The sequence below is a fragment of the Starkeya sp. ORNL1 genome (assembly GCF_012971745.1).
In the GTDB taxonomy this organism is placed as follows: domain Bacteria; phylum Pseudomonadota; class Alphaproteobacteria; order Rhizobiales; family Xanthobacteraceae; genus Ancylobacter.
Window position 1 is genome coordinate 1,857,326 of sequence record NZ_CP048834.1, and the last position, 19,173, is coordinate 1,876,498.

Annotated in this window: 14 protein-coding genes; 7 read left to right on the forward strand and 7 right to left on the reverse strand. The window is 67.7% G+C overall.

The features are described from left to right. Position 1: 1 nt before the first annotated feature. The 4 genes from G3545_RS09065 to G3545_RS09080 all read right to left on the reverse strand — a co-directional run bounded on the left by G3545_RS09065 (position 2) and on the right by G3545_RS09080 (position 5,634). Positions 2-1,081, reverse strand: a complete 1,080-nt coding sequence (locus G3545_RS09065) for an ABC transporter ATP-binding protein (protein WP_170011798.1) — start codon at positions 1,079-1,081, stop codon at positions 2-4. Between the two features lie 14 nt (positions 1,082-1,095). Continuing rightward, positions 1,096-2,193, reverse strand: a complete 1,098-nt coding sequence (locus G3545_RS09070) for an ABC transporter ATP-binding protein (RefSeq protein WP_170011800.1) — start codon at positions 2,191-2,193, stop codon at positions 1,096-1,098. Positions 2,194-2,275: 82 nt separating this feature from the next. After that, positions 2,276-4,072 carry a thiamine pyrophosphate-binding protein gene (locus G3545_RS09075; protein ID WP_170011802.1) on the reverse strand — a complete coding sequence of 599 codons (1,797 nt, stop codon included), beginning with the start codon at positions 4,070-4,072 and terminating at the stop codon, positions 2,276-2,278. A 50-nt stretch (positions 4,073-4,122) separates the two neighbouring features. Continuing rightward, a complete protein-coding gene (locus tag G3545_RS09080) occupies positions 4,123-5,634 on the reverse strand; it encodes an FGGY-family carbohydrate kinase (protein WP_170011804.1) in 1,512 nt (503 codons plus the stop codon). A 336-nt stretch (positions 5,635-5,970) separates the two neighbouring features. Here G3545_RS09080 and G3545_RS09085 point away from each other — a divergent pair, with 336 nt between their 5' ends. After that, complete coding sequence (locus G3545_RS09085) at positions 5,971-7,668, forward strand: glycerol-3-phosphate dehydrogenase/oxidase (RefSeq protein ID WP_170011806.1); 1,698 nt, start codon at positions 5,971-5,973, stop codon at positions 7,666-7,668. Then, positions 7,668-8,465 (forward strand): GntR family transcriptional regulator, encoded by a 798-nt coding sequence (locus G3545_RS09090; RefSeq protein ID WP_170011808.1) that lies wholly within the window; start codon positions 7,668-7,670, stop codon positions 8,463-8,465. The genes G3545_RS09085 and G3545_RS09090 overlap by 1 nt, the downstream gene beginning before the upstream one ends. 51 nt (positions 8,466-8,516) lie before the next feature. Here G3545_RS09090 and G3545_RS09095 read toward each other — a convergent pair whose 3' ends face one another. Next, positions 8,517-8,906 (reverse strand): DUF779 domain-containing protein, encoded by a 390-nt coding sequence (locus G3545_RS09095; RefSeq protein ID WP_170011810.1) that lies wholly within the window; start codon positions 8,904-8,906, stop codon positions 8,517-8,519. 60 nt (positions 8,907-8,966) lie between these two features. Further along, a complete protein-coding gene (adh, locus tag G3545_RS09100; RefSeq protein WP_170011811.1) occupies positions 8,967-10,484 on the reverse strand; it encodes an aldehyde dehydrogenase in 1,518 nt (505 codons plus the stop codon). A gap of 240 nt (positions 10,485-10,724) precedes the next feature. Here adh and G3545_RS09105 point away from each other — a divergent pair, with 240 nt between their 5' ends. From G3545_RS09105 to G3545_RS09125, 5 genes are all read left to right on the forward strand, one after another. Then, positions 10,725-12,572: a sigma-54-dependent Fis family transcriptional regulator gene (locus tag G3545_RS09105; RefSeq protein WP_170011813.1), complete on the forward strand. Its 1,848-nt coding sequence runs from the start codon at positions 10,725-10,727 to the stop codon at positions 12,570-12,572. A gap of 373 nt (positions 12,573-12,945) precedes the next feature. Then, positions 12,946-14,484, forward strand: coding sequence for a peptide ABC transporter substrate-binding protein (locus tag G3545_RS09110; RefSeq protein WP_246702876.1), 1,539 nt, complete (start codon positions 12,946-12,948; stop codon positions 14,482-14,484). Positions 14,485-14,539: 55 nt separating this feature from the next. Then, positions 14,540-15,463 carry an ABC transporter permease subunit gene (locus G3545_RS09115; RefSeq protein WP_170011817.1) on the forward strand — a complete coding sequence of 308 codons (924 nt, stop codon included), beginning with the start codon at positions 14,540-14,542 and terminating at the stop codon, positions 15,461-15,463. Next, positions 15,456-16,601 (forward strand): ABC transporter permease subunit, encoded by a 1,146-nt coding sequence (locus G3545_RS09120; RefSeq protein ID WP_170011819.1) that lies wholly within the window; start codon positions 15,456-15,458, stop codon positions 16,599-16,601. The genes G3545_RS09115 and G3545_RS09120 overlap by 8 nt, the downstream gene beginning before the upstream one ends. A gap of 2 nt (positions 16,602-16,603) precedes the next feature. Next, entirely contained in the window at positions 16,604-18,226 is a 1,623-nt protein-coding gene (locus tag G3545_RS09125) for an ABC transporter ATP-binding protein (RefSeq protein WP_170011821.1), read from the forward strand. A 21-nt stretch (positions 18,227-18,247) separates the two neighbouring features. Here the strand turns inward: G3545_RS09125 and G3545_RS09130 are convergent, their stop codons facing one another. Next, positions 18,248-19,117, reverse strand: a complete 870-nt coding sequence (locus tag G3545_RS09130; protein WP_170011823.1) for a LysR family transcriptional regulator — start codon at positions 19,115-19,117, stop codon at positions 18,248-18,250. Positions 19,118-19,173 lie beyond the last annotated feature (56 nt).

Below are 19,173 nucleotides of genomic sequence, written 5' to 3' on the forward strand. Positions count from 1 at the left end.
GTCAGGCATCCCCCTCGATGCGCCGGCTGTCGGCATAGACATGGATCTGCGCGGGATCGAAGCTCAGCCGCGCGCGGTCGTCCTGCACCCGCACGCCCGGCGGGGCGACGACCGACAGGCGCGCATCGCCGAGGCGCACCTTGGCGAAGCGGATGCGGCCGAGATCGTCGATGCGCTCGACGCGCACCGGCACCCCCTCGCCCGCGCTGAGCCGGACATATTCCGGGCGGATGCCGATCTCGATCTTCCCGGCCCTGGGGACGGCGGCGTATGAACGCCCGAGCGCAATCGGCACGCCGCCCACATCGGCGGTGCGGCCTTCGACCCGCGCCGGCAGCACATTCATGCCCGGCGAGCCGATGAAATGGCCGACGAAGGTGTGCTCCGGCCGCTCGAACAGCTCGTTCGGCCGCCCGGTCTGCACGATGGCGCCGTCATGCATGACGACCACGGTATCGGCGAAGGTCAGCGCCTCGGTCTGGTCGTGCGTCACATAGATCATGGTGAGGTCGAGCTTGCGGTGCAGCGCCTTGAGCTTGGACCTCAGCTCCCACTTCAGCGCAGGATCGATCACGGTGAGCGGCTCGTCGAACAGGATGGCGGCGACGTCGGAGCGCACCAGGCCGCGGCCGAGCGAGATCTTCTGCTTGGCATCCGCCGTCAGTCCGCGCGCACGGCGATCGATCTCGACGCCGAGATCGAGGAGTTCGGCAATCTCCTTCACCCGCGCCGCGATCTCGGCGGCGGGAAGGCCCCGGTTCCTCAACGGGAAGGCGAGGTTCTCGCGCACCGTCATGGTGTCGTAGATGACCGGGAACTGGAACACCTGGGCGATGTTCCGCTTCTCGGTCGCGAGCCTGGTGACGTCGACGCCGTCGAACAGGACGCGGCCCTGCGAGGGCACGACGAGGCCGGAAATGATGTTGAGCAACGTGGTCTTGCCGCAACCCGAGGGGCCGAGCAGCGCATAGGCCCCGCCCTGCCGCCAGGAGGTGGTCATCGGCTTCAGCGCATAGTCGGCCTCACCGGACGGATTCGAGCGGTAGGCATGGGCGAGGTCGACGAGATCGATGCGGGCCATGGCTCGGCCTCCCCTCAATAGCCGGTGTCGACCGGGCCGGCGGCGAGCCGTCCGTCCTCGGCGAAGACGAAGATGCGCGAGGGATCGACGAAGACCCCGATCGAGGCGCCCGGCACGACCTCGTGCACGCCCGGCGTCAGCGCCACCCAGCGCAGGTCGCCGGCATGGGCGCCGGCATGGACGTGCACGAAGCTCTCCGAGCCGGTCATCTCGGTGACGTCGACGCTGCCGCGGATCTCGATCGCGCTCGCGTTCGGGCGTGCCAGCAGCAGATCGTGGGCGCGCACGCCGAGCCGGTAGCGCCCGTCGGCGAGATCGGCGAGCAGCCCCGATGATGGCGCGCGCGTTCCATCCGGCAGATGGATGGCCTCGCCGCGCTTCTCGATGGCGGCGACGTTCAGCGGCGGATCGGAGAAGGTCTCGGCGGCGCGCAGGCAGCTAGGCCGGTGATAGACCTCCGCGGTCGGCCCGAACTGCACCAGCCGGCCCTCGCTGAGCGTCGCCGTATTGCCGCCGAGCAGCAGCGCCTCGGTCGGCTCGGTGGTGGCGTAGACGAAGATCGCCCCGGTGGCGGAGAAGATGCGCGGCAGTTCCTCGCGCAATTCCTCGCGCAGCTTGTAGTCGAGATTGGCCAGCGGCTCGTCGAGCAGGACGAGGTCCGCTTCCTTCGCCACCGCGCGGGCGATGGCGCAGCGCTGCTGCTGGCCGCCCGAGAGCTGGAGCGGGGTGCGGTCGAGGTGGCTCTCCAGCCTGAGCAGCGCCGCGGCGGCCCGGACCTTGCGGTCGATCTCGTCCTTCGGCCGCCGCTGCACGCGCAGCGGCGAGGCGATGTTCTCGTAGACGCTCAGCGTCGGGTAGTTGATGAACTGCTGGTAGACCATCGCGACATTGCGCGCCTCGACCTTGCAGCCGGTGACATCCAGGCCGTCGGCGATGACGCGGCCGGAGGTCGGCCGGTCGAGGCCGGCCATCAGCCGCATCAGCGAGGTCTTTCCCGCCAAGGTCGGCCCGAGCAGCACATTGATCGTGCCGCGCTCGAGCGTGAGGCTGACGTCGTCGATATGGTGTGAACCGCCGACCGTCAGCGATATCCGTTCAAGGTGCAGCGACATCGACCCGTCTCGTTCGTTGCTGGCTTGTCATGTCGCAAGGACACGGGGCTCGGCGAACGGAGCCCCGTGCCGCGTCGGCGAGCTAGTCGACGGTCTCGTCCGCCAGCCCCGGCGATATCGTCCAGGCGCGCAGTTCGTAGACCGTGCCGGGACGCGGCGAGACCTTGCCGGGTTCGGCGAGACGACGGCGGAAGCTGTGGATCGGGGTGGCGCGCGGATCGATGAGCACCTCCACCACCGAGGCGCCGTCGAACGCCAACGCCTCGTCGAGCGCCGCCTCGATGTCGTCGGGCGAGCGCACCTGGATGCCCTTCAGCCCCATCGCCTCCGCGGCCGCGGCGTAGTCCGGCTTGCCGCCGAAGCCGAGATCCACAGACTGGCGCAGGTTGGAGAAGAAGAATTCCTGCCACATCTGCAGCCAGCCGAGCGTGCCGTTGTTGAGCACGATATTGACGACACGCATGCCGTTCTGCGCCAGCGTCGCGATCTCGCCGATGGCGTAGGAATGGCCGCCGTCGCCGGAGACGGTGATCACCCGCCCGCCGCGCCCGCGGGTCTGCTGCACCGCGCCGGCGCCGATCGCCGCGGGTATCGCATAGCCGAGGCCGCCCTGCCCGCGTGCATAGAGGAACCGCCGCCCCGGCTCGGTGGCCGGGATATAGGCGCCGATCCAGCCCGCCGACCAGCTGGCGTCGGAGATCACCACATCATCGGGCGTCAGCCGCTCGGCGAGCGCCTGCATGACGCGGGGCGGCTGGATCGGCACGCTCGAACTCGATACCTCCGAGGCGATCCGTGCGGCATGGGTAGCCTTCACCTCGGCGATCTTGCCCGCCCAGGCGGTGCGCGCGGGCGCTTTCAGCAGCGGATCGAGCGCCTCAAGCGTCTCGGCGACATCGCCGCACAGCGCGACCGTGGGGCGGAAGGTGCGGCCATGTTCGAGCGGGTCGGCATCGATGGTGATCGTCGCCTGCCCCGCCGTCGGCAGGGTCCAGTTCATCGCAGTATTCTGGCTCGCCTTGGACCCGCACCAGACCAGGAGGTCGGCGTGCTTGATCAGCTCGATGGCCGCGCCAGAGCCGAGCGGATTGAGGATGCCGGCCGCGTAATCGCGTGTCTCCGGCACCGCACCCTTGCCGGACAGGCTGGTCACCACCAGCGGCTTCACCCGGTCGGCGATGCGGGTGAGAAGCTCGGTCGCCGACGCCCCATGCACGCCACCACCGGCGATGATCGCCGGCCGCTGCGCGCGGTTGATCAACTCCGCCGCCGCCTCGATGTCAGCAGCGGGCGGAGCATAGCGCAGCGACGGGGCACGGATGTTGCGGGCGTCGACCACCGGCCGGATCTTCTCCTCGTCCCACTCCGCGTCCATGATGTCGTGCGGGATGATCAGCGCGACCGGACCCGGCCGCGGCGCGGTGGCGACGCGGAAGGCGCTGCGGATCAGGTCCGGCAGCGCGGTGATGCTCGGCACCAGATAGGTCGCCTTGGTGATCGGCTGCAGGAACGCGACCTGGTCCATGCCTTGCGAGGCGACGCCCTTGGCGCGCAGCGACAGCCAGTCGAGCGGCAGTTCGCCGACGATCGCCACCATCGGGATCGAGGCGTTGAGCGCCTCGACCAGCCCGTCCGGCAGCTTGGTGGTGCCCGGTCCCACGGTCACGTCGCACACGCCGACCTTGCCGGTGAGACGGGCATAGGCATCGGCAGCATAGGCTGAGGAGCGCTCGTCGCGGACCAGCACATGCCGGATGGCGGGCGAGCGGCGGGCGATGCCGTCATGCAGTGCCGTGGTCTGGCCGCCCGGCATGCCGAAGACGGTATCCACCTGATATTGCAGCAGCATTTCCGCCACGAGGTCGCCGATATGCGCCATTGTCGAGAAACTCCGTCAGATCGAATGAAGAGGCGCCCGCGCGCACGTCGTCAGGCGTGCGGCCAATGGGCGGCGAGCGTGCGGGTCACATCGCGGAAGGTGGCGTATTTGCGCTCGTAGAAGCCGCGGCGATCAGCCGAGGGCTCGTAGCGCCGGCGCACGCGGACCATGCGCGACACCGCCGTCTCGAAATCGGGATAGGCGCCGATGGCGACGGCCGAGGCGATCGCCACCCCTTGGGCACCGAGCTCGGTTCCATCCGTGACCTCGACCGGCAGGCCGAGCACATCGGCGAAGATCTGCCCCCAGATCGCGCTGCGGGAGGCGCCACCAGCCAGACGGATCACCTTCGGACGGGCCGCATCCGGACCGGAGAGCAGCACGTCGATGTCCATCTTGTGGGCGAAGGCGACGCCCTCGAAAATGGCCCGGAGCACGTCGCCCAGCACGTCCGAGCGCTTGACGCCGAGCAGGCCGGCCGGTGCGCCGCCGGGACCGCCGAACAGATAGGGGAAGAACAGGATGTTGTTCTCGCGGTCGAGCGCCGAGGTGATCATGTCGCTGCAGACGTCGTAGAAGGATTGCCCGGCCGCGACCGCGCGCGCCGCCTCGCCGTCGAGGATCTCGCGACAGAACCACTCGAAATTGCTGGCCGACGTCGCCGCGCCCTCGGTGGCGAGCATCTGCCCGGCGATTGGATAGGGCATCTGCAGGAACGGCATCACGCTGGTGCGCGGCGTCTGGTGCAGCGTCGAATTGATGCTGAAGGTACCGGCGATCATGCTGAGCTGTTCGGAGCCGGTGACGCCCGAGGCGATGGCCGCGGCGGTCACGTCCACCAGTCCGCGCACCACCGGGGTGCCGGGCAGCAGCCCCGTCAGCCGCGCGGCCTCATCGGTCACCCCAGCTGCGACCTCCGCGGAGGGGCCGATCGGCGGCATGCGATCGAGCCATCCGGCAATGCCGAGATCCTCGAACACGCCGGGGACATAGGCCCCCTTCTCGACGTCGATCACCCCGCCAATGCCGCCATCGGTCGGATCTGTGGACCGGTCGCCGGTCAGCTTGGCGCGCAGGAAATCCTTGCAATAGAGGACATTGGCGGTCCGCGGGAGGGTCTCGGGCTCGTACCTGGAAAACCACGCCATCAGCGCGGTCGACTGGCCCGGCCAGATGCGCTGCTGGACCCGCGCGGCGACGGAGGCGGCGAGGCCCGAGGCCTCCCATTCCGCGATCATCGCCGCCGAGCGGCTGTCGGTGGACACCACGCCCGGACGCACCGGGTCGCCATCCTTGTCGACCAGATAGATGCCGCTGCCATAGCCGGAGGCTGAGACGGCCTGGACATCGGCGGGGTCGATCCCCGTCGTCTCGATCAGCGCCTGCACGGATTCGCAGGTCGCCCGCCACATCCGCTCCGGATCGCGCTCGGTGTGCCCTGGCGCTGGAAACAGCATCTGGTTGGGGCGACGCTCGCAGGCCAGCTCGCGCCCCTCCATGTCGAAGAGGGCGGCCTTGGTCATGGTTCCACCGGCGTCAATGCCGATCAGGCATTCGCGCATATTTCCTCCCCAGTGCGGTCAAGGCCGCGGCGGCCCCGTTTCTTCAGGGCTCAACACGTAATTACATGTTAGCTTATCCTGATCCCTCCAACCGTCAATCGGTAAAGGCAATCGACTGCGGAAATTCAATATTGCGCTGCAATAATCAATATTTGCCAGGAGATCGCTCGACGTCGGTTGATCGACGTTCGGCTATCTTATAATAACAAGTTAGGACCGCATCTCGCGGCATCCCGCGGGCAGGACGGCTCGTTTCAACCCAGCCGCGCGCGTGCCCGCGCCCCATCCCTGATGTCGGAGTGCCTGATGTCGGAGTGCCTGATGTCGGAGCCCCTGATGCGGTCTCGCGATTCCGTTCTCGAAAGCCTGCGCACCGGCCCTCACCCCGAGATTCTCATTGTCGGCGCCGGCATAAACGGCGTCGGGGTCTATTGGGATCTCGCCCTTCAGGGTGTGCCGGCGCTGCTGGTCGATCGCGGCGACGTCTGCTCGGGGACGAGCTCGGCCTCCTCGCGACTGATTCATGGCGGCGTGCGCTATCTGGAGATCGGCGAGTTCGCCCTCGTCCGCGAATCCGTCGCGGAGCGCAATCGCCTGCTGCGGGACGCGCCGCATTATGTCCGCCCGATCCCCGTCTGGGTGCCGATCGACAGCCTGCTCGGCGGCGCCCTGGCGTCGGTCGGACGCTTCCTGAAGCTGGTGCGCAAGCCCGGCCGCAAGGGGGCGATGGTGGTGAAGCTCGGCCTCATGGTCTACGACCTGTTCGGGCGGCGCGACCGCACCATGCCGGATCATCGCATGGTCGCCTCAGCGGAATTCTGCCGCGCCTTGCCCGACCTCTCGCCATCCACCCGCTACATGGCGGAATTCTACGATGCCCGGCTGACGGCGCCGGAGCGGCTCGGGCTCGAACTGGTCGCCGACGCCGAGAAGGCCTGCCCCGCCTCGCTGGCGGCGACCTATGTGAGCCTGGTCGGCGGCGACGGCGACGCGGTGGTGCTGGAAGATACGCTGACGGGCGAACGGTTCGAGGTGTCGCCGAAGCTGGTGGTGAACTGCTCCGGCGCCTGGGTCGACCGCACCGATCCCCCGCTCGGCATCGAGGAGCGGCTGATCGGGGGCACCAAGGGCTCGCACCTGGTGCTCGACCACCCCGACTTCGCTGCCCGGCTCGATGGCCGCATGCTCTATTTCGAGACCGAGGACCACCGCATCTGCCTCGCCTACCCGCTCGACGAGCGCCGCGTCCTGCTCGGCACCACCGATATCCGCACCGACGATCCCGAGGACACGGTGTGCAGCGCGCAGGAGGTCGACTACCTGTTCGAGGTCATGCGCGCGGTGATGCCGGACCTGGTGCTCGACAAGGGGCAGATCGTCTTCACCTATGCCGGCATCCGTCCGCTGCCGGCCAGCGACCAGGTCGCCGGCGCCATCAGCCGCGACCATTCGGTGCGGGTGTTCGAGCCGGATGGCGGCCGGCGCTTTCCGGTCCTCACCCTCGTCGGGGGCAAATGGACGACCTTCCGCCCCTGCGCCGAGCAGATCGTCGACATGGTGCTGGCACGGCTTGGCCATGAGCGGAAAGTCTCCACCGCAGGCATCGGCATCGGCGGCGGCGAGGGATTTCCGCGCAGCGAGGACGAGCGCAACCGGCTGGTCGCCGACCTCGCCCGCCGGAACCGGCTGCCGGCCGGCCGCATCGAGGTTCTGCTCGATCGCTATGGCATGCGGGCGCTCGACCGGGTCGAGCCGTTGCCGGTCGGGGGCCTGGGGATGCTGGCGAACGTGCCCGGCTATTCGTCTGCGGAATTAGCGGCTATAGCAAAAAACGAACGCGTCGCGACCTTGTCCGACGTCGTTCTGCGGCGAACGCAGATCGGTCTGCTCGGGCTCGCCACTCCCGCGGCGATTGCCGAACTCGCGGCCGTGGTGGGCGCCGCCCTCGGCTGGTCGGCCGCCCGCATCGACGACGAGATCAGTCGAACTTCACGACTGCTCGCCACGCGACATGGGGTTCCGGGCCGCACCTGATGGCGAATGCACGACAAAAGACGACGGAACCACCCGACGCCCGCCCGAAGCTCGGCTCCGGCCTGTCCGGGCTGCAGACCGGCACCGGCACGCCGCTCTGGTCGCAGGTCAAGACCGCGCTGATGACGCTGATCACGACCGAGAAGCTATCCGAGCACGCCCGGCTGCCCTCGGAAGCCGAGCTTTGCGAGCATTTCGGCGTGTCGCGCACCGTGGTACGCGAGGCCCTGAACCAGCTCGTATTCGAGCGGGTGATCTACAAGCTGCAGGGCAAGGGCGCCTTCGTCTCGGCCCGCCGCGACGAACAGGACTTCCTGGGCTCGAACATCGGCTTTTCCGGCGAGCTTCACGACAAGAACCGCGCCGTGACCCGGCACATCCTGCGCCAGGAGCTCGAGGCGCCGTCCGAGCGCGCGAGGCGCATGCTGCAATTGCAACCGGACGAGAAGCTGGTTCTCCGGCTCGACCGCGTTCTCAGCGTCGACGGCGTTCCGCGTATCCTGGTCCACACCTCGCTGGTCGCCCGGCACGTACCCGGCATGGAGCAGGTGCCGATGCACAATCGCTCGCTCTACGACACGCTGTCGCGTCAGTACGGCATCACCATGCGCCGCGCGGAGCGCTGGCTGGAGGCGGTGGCGGCGACGGCGGATCAGGCGCGGCTGCTCGGCGTCGCCGACGGCGCCCCGCTGATCGCGATCGAATCGGTCGGCTTCATGGATGGCGGGTTGCCGATGGAATATTACACGGCCTTCTACCGCACCGATCAGTCACGCCTGCATTTCATGGTGTCGTGAGCATCGATCGCGCGCACGCTGGCCCGCCTGATCACCATGCCGGGCGCGCTCTCAGGTTTGCGATTCCAGATTCCCGACCGGTGCCAGGTTGTCGACCTCATCGTCGGTGAACAGCCGCGAGCGCGTCAGGAAACGCACGTCGCGGCCATTCTCCAGCGAGAACATGCCGCCGCGCCCCGGCACCACGTCGATGATGAGCTGGGTATGCTTCCAGTATTCGAACTGCGACGGGCTCATATAGAACGGCGCACCGCCGATCTCGCCCATGCGGACGTCGCGATCGCCGACGATGAAATCGCCCTGCCCGTAGCACATTGGCGAGGAGCCGTCGCAGCAGCCGCCGGACTGGTGGAACAGCAGCGGCCCGTGCTCGGCGCGCAGCGTCTCGATGAGGTCGAGCGCCGCCGGGGTCGCGGTGACGCGCAGGATCGGCGCGGGCATGAACACTCTCCCTGGAGCCTCGCCCCCGGCCCGTGCCGGGGGCGTGCTTGTGTCGTTCGCTCAGAAGAAGCCGAGCTTCTTCGGGCTGTAGCTGACCAGCAGGTTCTTGGTCTGCTGATAATGGTCGAGCATCATCTTGTGGTTCTCGCGCCCGATGCCGGACTGCTTGTAGCCGCCGAACGCCGCGTGCGCGGGATAGGCGTGGTAGCAGTTCGTCCACACCCGGCCCGCCTGGATGGCGCGGCCGAAGCGATAGGCCCGGTTGCCGTCGCGGGTCCACACGCCGGCGCCCAGGCCATAGAGCGTGTCGTTGGCGATGGAGAGCGCCTCGTCCTCGTCCTTGAAGGTCGCGACCGAGACGACCGGCCCGAAAATCTCCTCCTGGAAGATGCGCATCTTGTTGTGGCCCTTGAACACGGTCGGCTTGACGTAGTAGCCGCCGGCAAGGTCGCCGCCGAGATTGTTGCGCTCGCCACCGGTGAGCACCTTGGCGCCTTCCTGCTTGCCGATGTCGATATAGGACAGGATCTTCTCGAGCTGCTCGGAAGAGGCCTGCGCGCCGATCATGGTTGCCGGATCGAGCGGCGAGCCCTGTACGATGGCCTCGACGCGCTTCAGCGCCTTCTCCATGAAGCGGTCATAGACGCTTTCCTGGATCAGCGCGCGGCTCGGACAGGTGCAGACCTCGCCCTGGTTCAGCGCGAACATCACGAAGCCCTCGACCGCCTTGTCGAAGAAGTCGTCGTCTTCCGCCACCACGTCGTTGAAGAAGATGTTCGGCGACTTGCCGCCCAGCTCCAGCGTCACCGGGATGAGGTTCTGGCTGGCGTACTGCATGATCAGCCGGCCCGTCGTGGTCTCGCCGGTGAAGGCGATCTTGGCGATGCGCGGCGAAGAGGCCAGCGGCTTGCCGGCCTCCAGGCCGAAGCCGTTGACGATGTTGAGCACGCCGGCCGGCAGCAGGTCGCCGATCAGCTCGGCCAGCACGAGGATGCTGGCGGGGGTCTGCTCGGCCGGCTTCAGCACCACGCAGTTTCCGGCCGCCAAAGCGGGCGCCAGCTTCCACACCGCCATCAGGATCGGGAAGTTCCACGGGATGATCTGGCCGACCACGCCGAGCGGCTCGTGGAAATGATAGGCGACGGTGTCGTGGTCGATCTCGCTGAGATGGCCTTCCTGCGCGCGCACCGCGCCGGCGAAATAGCGGAAATGATCGATGGCGAGCGGCATGTCGGCCGCCGTGGTCTCGCGGATCGGCTTGCCATTGTCCCAGGTCTCGGCGAGCGCGAGGAGGTCGAGATTCTCCTCCATGCGATCGGCGATCCTGTTGAGGATGAGGGCGCGCTCTGCCGCGCTGCTCTTGCCCCAGGCATCCTTGGCGGCATGCGCTGCATCGAGCGCCTTCTCGATGTCGTCCTTGTCGGAGCGGGCGATCTCGCAGATCTTGCCGCCGGTGACCGGCGAGGTGTTGTCGAAATAGCGGCCATTCACCGGCTCGACGAACGCGCCGCCGATATAATTGCCATAGCGCGCCTTGAACGGCGACTGTCGGGTGATGCTGAGTTCTGGCTTGTTCATGGTTACCTCCCAAGACGGAAGACCATGCAACTGCAGCGCTCGTGCCACCATGATGCGGCAGCGCACAAAATCGCTACTGCGATGCGGGAGCGTATTGAAATCCAATGCTTAAGTTTTCAGGACCGAATCAACTTCGTCAGGAGGCGATGGACGCTTGCGGAAAACTAGTTATAGACTGCCGGATATAACGACATGACCTGCAACATGTGTGGCTTTTTGCAACACCCCGGGAGGTAGCGCATGCGGATGGAGGCCTCTTCGCGGACGGTGCTTGCCGCGCGCCGGCAGTTCTTCCAGCAAGGCAAGCTGGCGGACGCGCTGGTTTCCGCGCCGATCCTGCGGTCGTGGCAGCGCTGCGCCGAACGCGGCCTCGACAACGCCCGCCTGCCGCACATCGAGCCCCTGACCGCCCGTGAACTGCGCGAGGCCACCGGACCGCACGAGCGGCTGCGCCGGCTGTGCCGGCCGGAGGTCGAAAGCCTCTATTCCGACGCCATGGCGACCGGCTGCGTCGTCATCCTGACCGACGACAACGGGCTCATTCTGGAAACGCTCGGCAGTGCCGGCTTCGCCGCACGGGCCGCGCAGGTCGCGCTGCGCCCCGGCGTGCCGTGGTGCGAGACCGCGACCGGCACCAATGCCGTCGGCACCGCCCTGGTCGAGGGCCGTCCCATCGCCGTCCACGGCGGCGAGCATTATTTCGAGCCGCACGGCATATTGAGCTGCTCGGCCGCGCCCATCTTCGATCCTTATGGCCGTATCGTCGGGGCGCTCGACCTTTCGGGTCCGGCCAGCGTCGACCACCGCCATGCGCTCGGCCTGGTGCGGATGGCCGTCGCGCAGATCGAGCATCGCTTCTTCGACGAGGATTTCCGCGGCAGGCGCGTGCTGCGCTTCCAGTCCGATCCGGCGCTGCTCGGTACCGCGCGCGAGGGCATCCTGGTGTTCGAGGACGACCGGCTGGTGGCGGCGAACCGCAGCGGCCTCGGCCTGCTGGACATCGACTGGTCGGCGCTCGGCGCGCGGGGCATCGGGGAATTGTTCGGCGAGGTCCCGCATGACGGTGGCCGGACCGGTCGGCTCATCGATGCCGCCGGCCGCGAACTGTTCGGGAGCGTCGATGGATCGACAGGCGCCACCGTCACGGCGCCGCCCCGCATCGCGCATCCGCGGCGTGGCGAAGGCGCGCTCGTCCCGGTGCTCGACGGTCCCACCCATGTCGCCGTGCTGCGCGCCGTCCGGCTGCTGGAAGCGGACGTGCCGGTGCTGATCCGCGGCGAGACCGGGACCGGCAAGGAGATGGTTGCGCGGGATATCCATCGCCGCAGTTCGCGGGCGAGCGGGCCGTTCGTCGCAGTCAATTGCGCGGCGATCCCGGAGACGCTGATCGAGGCGGAATTGTTCGGCTATGAGGAAGGCGCCTTCACCGGCGCCCGCCGGCAGGGCCGCAAGGGCCTGCTGCGCGAGGCGCAGGGCGGCGTGCTGTTCCTCGACGAGATCGGCGACATGCCGCTCGCCCTGCAGGCCCGGCTGCTGCGCGTGCTGCAGGAGCGGGAAGTGTCGCCGCTCGGCGGCGGTCGGTCGGTGAAGGTCGATTTCGCCTTGGTCTGCGCCACCCATCGCGATCTCAACGCGGCTACCGATGCCGGCGCTTTCCGCTCCGACCTCTATTTCCGCATCGCCCACTACACGATCGGCCTGCCGGCGCTGCGCGACCTGCCGGACCGGCTCGCGATTGTCCGGGCGCTTTGGCGCAGGCTCGCCGGCGACGAGCGGCTGTCGCTCTCGCCCGACTGCGAACACCATCTCGCCGGCCTCGAATGGCCAGGCAATTTCCGCCAGCTGGTCGGCACCCTGCGCGTCCTCGCGGCGCTTGCCGAGCCCTTCGAGCCGGTGCCGCTCGACATGCTGCCGGCCGACATTGCGACGCCGGCCCGGAGGTCGCAGGCGGATGGAGCGCAGCTGGACGCCATCACCCGCGACGCCATGCAGCGCACCCTGGACGCCTGCGGCGGCAATGTCTCGCGCGCCGCCCGCGAGCTCGGCATAAACCGCAGCACGCTTTATCGGCGACTGCTGAACAACTGACCCGGCCCTGGCCTACCACTTTCATGGTTGCGCTATCTGCAAGCTGCGCCCAACCTGAATAATTCTTCGACAATTCTTCGACAATACGCGCGGTAACTGGATCTGGCGGCCGGCGCAATTGCGAGGCGGCACCCTCATACTTTCGCATCGTCCCATTTTGCCGCAGACCCCGCCGAATGCCCTGATCTCACGACGTTTTGACTGTCACCTTTGCCGCGCTGCCGCACGGCACAACCGCTGCGCACCATCAAAAACCCCTTTCGCACAATTCGGCGTCATGCTCTAGCTTCAGGCAATTCGGTCGCCGCCTTTTGCCAGAGGGAGAGCCCAAATGAACCGATTCCGCTTCCTGCCAGCCCTGTTTGCCGCGCTCATGCTGATGGTCGCCAGCCTGCCCGCTGCCGCCGAAATGGTTTATAATCGAGGCAATTCCGCCGATCCGGAATCGCTCGATCCGCACAAGACCTCCACCATCTATGAAGCCGCCCTGCTGCGCGACCTGTTCGAGGGCCTCGTCATGCAGGACGCCACCGCCGGCGTCATTCCCGGCGCCGCGGAGAGCTGGACCCTCTCGCCCGACGGCACGGTCTACACGTTCAAGCTGCGGCCGGACGCGGTGTGGTCGAACGGCGATCCGGTGACCGCGGACGACTTCGTCTATTCGTTCCGCCGCCTGCAGGATCCGGCGACCGCGGCCGAATACGCGTCCATGCTCTATGTGCTGAAGAACGGCGAAGAGGTGAACACCGGCAAGGCCAAGCCCGAGACGCTCGGCGTGCGCGCCGTCGATCCCAAGACGCTGGAAGTGACGCTCAAGGCGCCCACCCCCTATTTCCTCGAAATGCTGACGCACCAGTCGACCTATCCGGTACACCGCGCCTCGATCGAGAAGCTCGGCGCGGACTGGATCAAGCCCGGCAACCTGGTCTCCAACGGCGCCTTCACGCTGAAGGAGTTCGTGCCCAATGACCACATCAAGCTGGTCAAGAACCCCAAGTTCCACGCCGCCAACGAGGTCAAGCTCGACGTCGTCAACTACATCCCGACCGAGGACCGCTCGACCGCGATCAAGCGCTATGAAGCCGGCGAACTTGATTCCAATGACGATTTGCCGACCGAGCAGCTCGCCGATCTCAAGAAGAAGTTCGGCGACCAGGTGAAGCTCGGCGCGTATCTCGGCACCTACTATTACGCCATCAAGACCGACAAGGCGCCGTGGACCAATCCGAAGCTGCGCCGCGCCCTCTCGCTGATCATCGATCGCGACTTCCTCGCCGAAAAGGTCTGGCAGAACAGCATGCTGCCGGCCTATTCGATGGTGCCGCCGGGCATCGAGGGCTACAGCCCGGCCATGGCCGACTATGCCAACATGTCCCAGCTCGACCGCGAGGACGAGGCCAAGAAGATCCTCACCGAGCTCGGCTACGGCCCGGACAAGCCGTTGAAGCTGGAGATCCGCTACAACACCTCGGAGAACCACAAGAACACCGCGGTGGCGATCCAGGAGCAGCTCAAGCCGTTCGGCATCGAGGCCTCGCTGGTCAATAGCGATACCAAGACCCATTACGGCCTGCTGGAGCAGAAGGGCAATTACGACCTCGCCCGCGCCGCCTGGATCGCCGACTACAAGGATCCGGAATCCTTCCTCGGCATTTCGCGCAAGTCGAGCGGCAACAACTACGCCAATTATGACAGCCCGGAATTCGAGAAGCGCATGAACGAGGCCGCCGCCGCGGGCGGCAATCCGGAAAAGCGCATGAAGGAGCTCAACGAGGCCGAGGCCACGCTGGTCAATGACCTGCCGAACATGCCGCTGCTCTATTACAGCTCCCACAATATCGTCTCGCCCAAGCTCAAGGGCTGGCAGCCGAACGTGATGGACGTGCACCCCTCGCGCTTCATCAGCAAATAGTCGGCGCCGCCGGCGGGCTAAGGCTCGCCGGCGATCCCCAGAGGACGAGACTTACGTGGCACGCTATGTCCTGCGGCGGCTGTTGACCGCCATCCCGACGCTATTCCTGATCGTCACCATTTCCTTCTTCCTGCTGCGCACGGCGCCGGGCGGCCCGTTCAGCCAGGAGCGCGGGCTCAGTCCCGAGGTGAAGGCCAATCTCGACCGGATCTATCACCTCGACGATCCGCTCTGGCGGCAATACCTCTCCTATCTCAGTGACCTGCTGCACGGCAATTTCGGCCCGAGCTACAACCTGCCGGACTTCAGCGTGGCGGACCTGTTCCGCGTCGGCCTGCCGGTGTCGATGCAGCTCGGCGCCTCGGCGCTGCTGCTGGCGCTCATCGTCGGCACGGTGCTCGGCACCATCGCCGCGCTGCGGCAGAATCGCGGCGTCGATTATGCGGTGGTGGCGCTCGCCAGCGCCGGCAGCACCATACCCACCTTCGTCATCGCCCCGCTCTACCAGCTGGTGTTCGCCCTCACCCTCGCCTGGGTGCCAGTCGCCGGCTGGGGCGGCGGCGCGCTCGTCAACAAGATCGGCCCGGTGGTCACGCTTGCGCTGCCGCAGATCGCCATCGTCGCCCGGCTGATGCGCGGCTCGATGATCGAGGCGCTCAGGGCCAACCACATCCGCACCGCCCGCGCGCTCGGCCTGTCGAACTTCTCCGTCGTGGTGAAGCACGCGCTGCGCGGCGCCGCGCTGCCCATCGTCTCCTATGCCGGCCCGGCCGCGGCGGCACTGCTCACCGGCTCGGTGGTGGTGGAGACGGTGTTCGCCATCCCCGGCGTCGGGCGCTATTTCGTCGATGCCGCGCTGAACCGCGACTACACGCTGGTGATGGGCACGGTGGTGGTGATCGCGGTGTTCGTCATCGTGTTCAACCTGCTGGTCGATCTCGTCTACGCCCTCGTCGACCCCCGTGTGCGCTATGACTGAGGCCGCGACCGAGCTTGCGCTGTCCCGCACCATGGAAGGACGCTCGCTGTGGGCCGACGCGTGGCGGCGGCTGCGCGCCAACCGCGCCGCGGTCGTCAGCGCCGTCTATCTCGTGGTGATGGCGCTCGCCTGCCTGATCGGGCCGCTGTTCACCGGGCACGCCTACACCACCATCTACCAGGACTATGTCCGGGTGCCGCCGAGCCTGTCGCCCTATCCCAGGGCCAGCGAGATCGCCGCCGCGCTCGACGAGTCGATGAAGCGGATGCGGGTCGATCTCGTCACCTGGCACGAGGTGAGCAACGAGAGCGGCGACAGCCGCATCGTGGCGAGCATCCGCTCGACCCGCCCGATCGATCCGCGCGTGCTGCGCTATCTCGACCGCTCCTCGAGCTTCGAGGATACCCGCGTCGAGGCGACGAGCGCCGGCGGGCTGGAGATGACGATCTCCGCCGCGGTCGCCCGGCACTATTTCCTGTTCGGCACCGACAATACCGGGCGCGATTTGCTCACCCGCACGCTGATCGCCGGGCGGGTCTCGCTCGCCATCGGGCTGCTCGCCGGCTTCGTCGCGGTGGTGATCGGCGTCACCTATGGCGCCGCCGCCGGCTATCTCGGCGGGCGCATCGACGACCTGATGATGCGCATCGTCGATATCCTGTATTCGCTGCCCTTCATCTTCCTCGTCATCATGCTGGTGGTGTTCTTCGGCCGGAACTTCGTGCTGATGTTCATCGCGGTGGGCGCGGTGCAATGGCTCGACATGGCGCGCATCGTGCGCGGCCAGGCGCTCTCCATCCGCCGGCAGGAATTCGTGCAGGCGGCGGTGGCGCTCGGGGTCTCGCCCGGCGGCATATTGTGGCGCCACGTGGTGCCCAACACGCTGGGCCCGGTGGCGGTCTACATGACGCTTCTGGTGCCGCAGGTGATCCTGCTGGAGAGCTTCCTGTCCTATCTCGGGCTCGGCGTGCAGGAACCGCTGACCAGCTGGGGGGTGCTGATCGCGCAGGGCGCCAAGAACATCCCGTCCGCCAACTGGCTGCTGCTGTTCCCTTCCCTCTTCCTCACCTCGACGCTGTTCGCGCTGAACTTCCTCGGCGACGGCCTGCGCGACGCGCTCGATCCCAGGGACCGCTGAGCATGGCAGCCGAAACCGAATTGGGCGCGCCGCTGCTGGAGCTCTCCGGGCTCGACGTGCGCTTCGATACGCCGGATGGCGAGGTGCATGCGGTGCGCGGCATCTCGCTGGCGGTGCATGAGGGCGAGACGCTCGCCGTGGTCGGCGAATCCGGCTCCGGCAAGAGCCAGGCGATGATGGCGGCGATGGGCCTGCTGGCCAAGAATGGCCGCACCACGGGCAGCGTGCGCTATCGCGGGCGGGAGATCCTCGGCCTGCCGGCGCGCGACCTCAACGAGATCCGCGGCGCCCACGTCACCATGATCTTCCAGGAGCCGATGACCTCGCTCGACCCGCTCTACACGGTCGGCAACCAGCTCGCCGAACCCTTGATCCGCCATCGCCGCATGAGCGCGCGGGCGGCACGGGAGCGGGCGGCGGAGTTGCTCGCGCTGGTCGGCATCCCCGATCCGAAGCGGCGGCTGCGCGCCTATCCGCACGAGCTTTCCGGCGGCCAGCGCCAGCGCGTGATGATCGCGATGGCGATCGCCAACGAGCCGGACGTGCTGATCGCCGACGAGCCGACCACCGCGCTCGACGTCACCGTTCAGGCGCAGATCATCGAGCTGCTGGCCTCGCTGCAGGATCGCTTCGGCATGGCCATCGTCTTCATCACCCATGATCTCGGACTGGTGCGCCGCTTCGCCGACCGGGTCGCGGTGATGCGCGCCGGCGTCGTCGTCGAGGAGGGCGTGGCGGAAGAAGTGCTCACCACCCCGCGCCACGCCTATACCCGCATGCTGCTCGCCTCCGAGCCGACCGGCACCAAGGCGCCCCCGGTGGAGAGCGCGCCGACCGTGCTGGAGGCCTCCGACATCCGGGTCACCTTCCGGCTCGGCGGCGGCCTTCTCGACGGGCCGCCTCTGGTGATCCGCGCGGTCGACGGCATCGACCTCCGGCTGAAGCAGGGCCAGACCATCGGCATTGTCGGCGAGTCCGGCTCCGGCAAGTCGACGCTCGGGCGGGCGCTGATCCGGCTGATCGGCAGCGAAGGCACGCTCAAGGTGCTGGGCCAGCCGATCGCCGGCATCGATCCCGCCGCGCTGCGGCTGCTGCGCCGGCAGGTGCAGATCGTGTTCCAGGATCCGTTCGGCTCGCTGTCGCCGCGCATGACGGTCGGCGAGATCATCACCGAGGGGCTGCGGGTCCATGAGCCGGCGCTCGACAAGGCGACCCGCGACCGCAGGGCGATCGCCGCGCTGCAGGAGGTGCAGCTCGATCCCACCACGCGCAACCGCTATCCGCACGAATTCTCCGGCGGCCAGCGCCAGCGCATCGCCATCGCCCGCGCCATCATCCTCAAGCCGCGCATATTGGTGCTGGACGAGCCGACCTCGGCGCTCGACCGCTCGGTGCAGAAGGGCATCGTCGAATTGCTGCGGCGCCTGCAGGCCGAGCACGGCCTGTCCTACCTGTTCATCAGCCACGACCTCGCGGTGGTCCGCGCGCTGTCGGACTGGATCATGGTGATGCGCGCCGGGCGGATGGTGGAAGCCGGCCCGACCGAAGAAGTGTTCCGCGAGCCCGGCGCCGCCTACACCCGCGAACTGATCGCTGCGGCGTTCCTGGCGGGGGATGTGCCGTGAGCACCTGACCCGCACTTGCGGCTATTGGTTGCCGGCATCCAGCGCCTGCAAGAGGACATGGACCAGCCGGGTGGCTGGCGAGCCGCGCGGCCACAGCATGCCGATGTGCCGCGCCCGCGCCGGCGGCGGCAGTTCGAGCCGCACGAACGTCCCGGTATCCGGCCAGGGACGGGACCAGTCCGGCACCAGCGCGATGCCCAGCCCGTTGCCGACCATGACGGCGATGGCTTCCAGCGAATCAAGCTCCAGCCATTCGCGCGGCGTGATGGCGAAATCCTGCAGATACTGGTCGGCGAGCCTGCCGCCCCAGTTGTTGCGGTCGTAGCGCAGGAACGGCCGGGTCGCGAGCAGCGTCGCGATGTCCTCGTGCGCCCACGCGGTCGGGCAAAGCAGCACGAGGCGCTCGGAGCGCAGCAGCTGCCAGTCGAAGGATTTCAGGATCGGGAAAGGCGGCTGGACAATGAGGGCGGCGTCGATCTTGCCGTCAGCCAGCTGCTGATAAAGCACCGACGACGTGCCGGGCAGAATGAACACCTCGACCTCCGGCACGCTGGCGCGCAGCCGCTGCAGCGCCGACGGCAGCAGCCCCATCAGCGCGGTGGAAATGGCGCCGAGCCGGAGTTCGCCGGACGGCAGGTCCTTCGCCGCCAGGATGCGGAGGTGGCGCACATCGGTGAGGATGCGGCGGGCCTGGTCGAGTATGGCGTGGCCGGCATCGGTCGGGCGCACGTGGCGGCCCGAGCGGATCAGCAGCGGCACGCCGATCTCTTCCTCCATCGCCTGCATGCGCTGCGCGACGGCGGCGGGCGTGATGGCAAGCCGGCGCGAGGCCTCGGCCAGCGATCCGTGCTCGGCAATGAGCAGAAAAGTCTCAAGGAATCGCGTTTCCATGGATACCCGCTGATGCCGCGCTCCGCGCCCGCCGCGACGCCCGGAAAGCCGGCGAC

Bases quoted from the DNA above. Each gene is read 5' to 3' on its own strand.
- G3545_RS09090 (WP_170011808.1), top strand. From the start codon at position 7,668: ATGGCGAATGCACGACAAAAGACGACGGAACCACCCGACGCCCGCCCG.
- G3545_RS09070 (WP_170011800.1), bottom strand. From the start codon at position 2,193: ATGTCGCTGCACCTTGAACGGATATCGCTGACGGTCGGCGGTTCACAC.
- G3545_RS09065 (WP_170011798.1), bottom strand. From the start codon at position 1,081: ATGGCCCGCATCGATCTCGTCGACCTCGCCCATGCCTACCGCTCGAAT.
- G3545_RS09120 (WP_170011819.1), top strand. From the start codon at position 15,456: ATGACTGAGGCCGCGACCGAGCTTGCGCTGTCCCGCACCATGGAAGGA.
- G3545_RS09125 (WP_170011821.1), top strand. From the start codon at position 16,604: ATGGCAGCCGAAACCGAATTGGGCGCGCCGCTGCTGGAGCTCTCCGGG.
- G3545_RS09130 (WP_170011823.1), bottom strand. From the start codon at position 19,117: ATGGAAACGCGATTCCTTGAGACTTTTCTGCTCATTGCCGAGCACGGA.
- G3545_RS09085 (WP_170011806.1), top strand. From the start codon at position 5,971: ATGCGGTCTCGCGATTCCGTTCTCGAAAGCCTGCGCACCGGCCCTCAC.
- G3545_RS09095 (WP_170011810.1), bottom strand. From the start codon at position 8,906: ATGCCCGCGCCGATCCTGCGCGTCACCGCGACCCCGGCGGCGCTCGAC.
- G3545_RS09075 (WP_170011802.1), bottom strand. From the start codon at position 4,072: ATGGCGCATATCGGCGACCTCGTGGCGGAAATGCTGCTGCAATATCAG.
- adh (WP_170011811.1), bottom strand. From the start codon at position 10,484: ATGAACAAGCCAGAACTCAGCATCACCCGACAGTCGCCGTTCAAGGCG.
- G3545_RS09105 (WP_170011813.1), top strand. From the start codon at position 10,725: ATGCGGATGGAGGCCTCTTCGCGGACGGTGCTTGCCGCGCGCCGGCAG.
- G3545_RS09080 (WP_170011804.1), bottom strand. From the start codon at position 5,634: ATGCGCGAATGCCTGATCGGCATTGACGCCGGTGGAACCATGACCAAG.
- G3545_RS09110 (WP_246702876.1), top strand. From the start codon at position 12,946: ATGCTGATGGTCGCCAGCCTGCCCGCTGCCGCCGAAATGGTTTATAAT.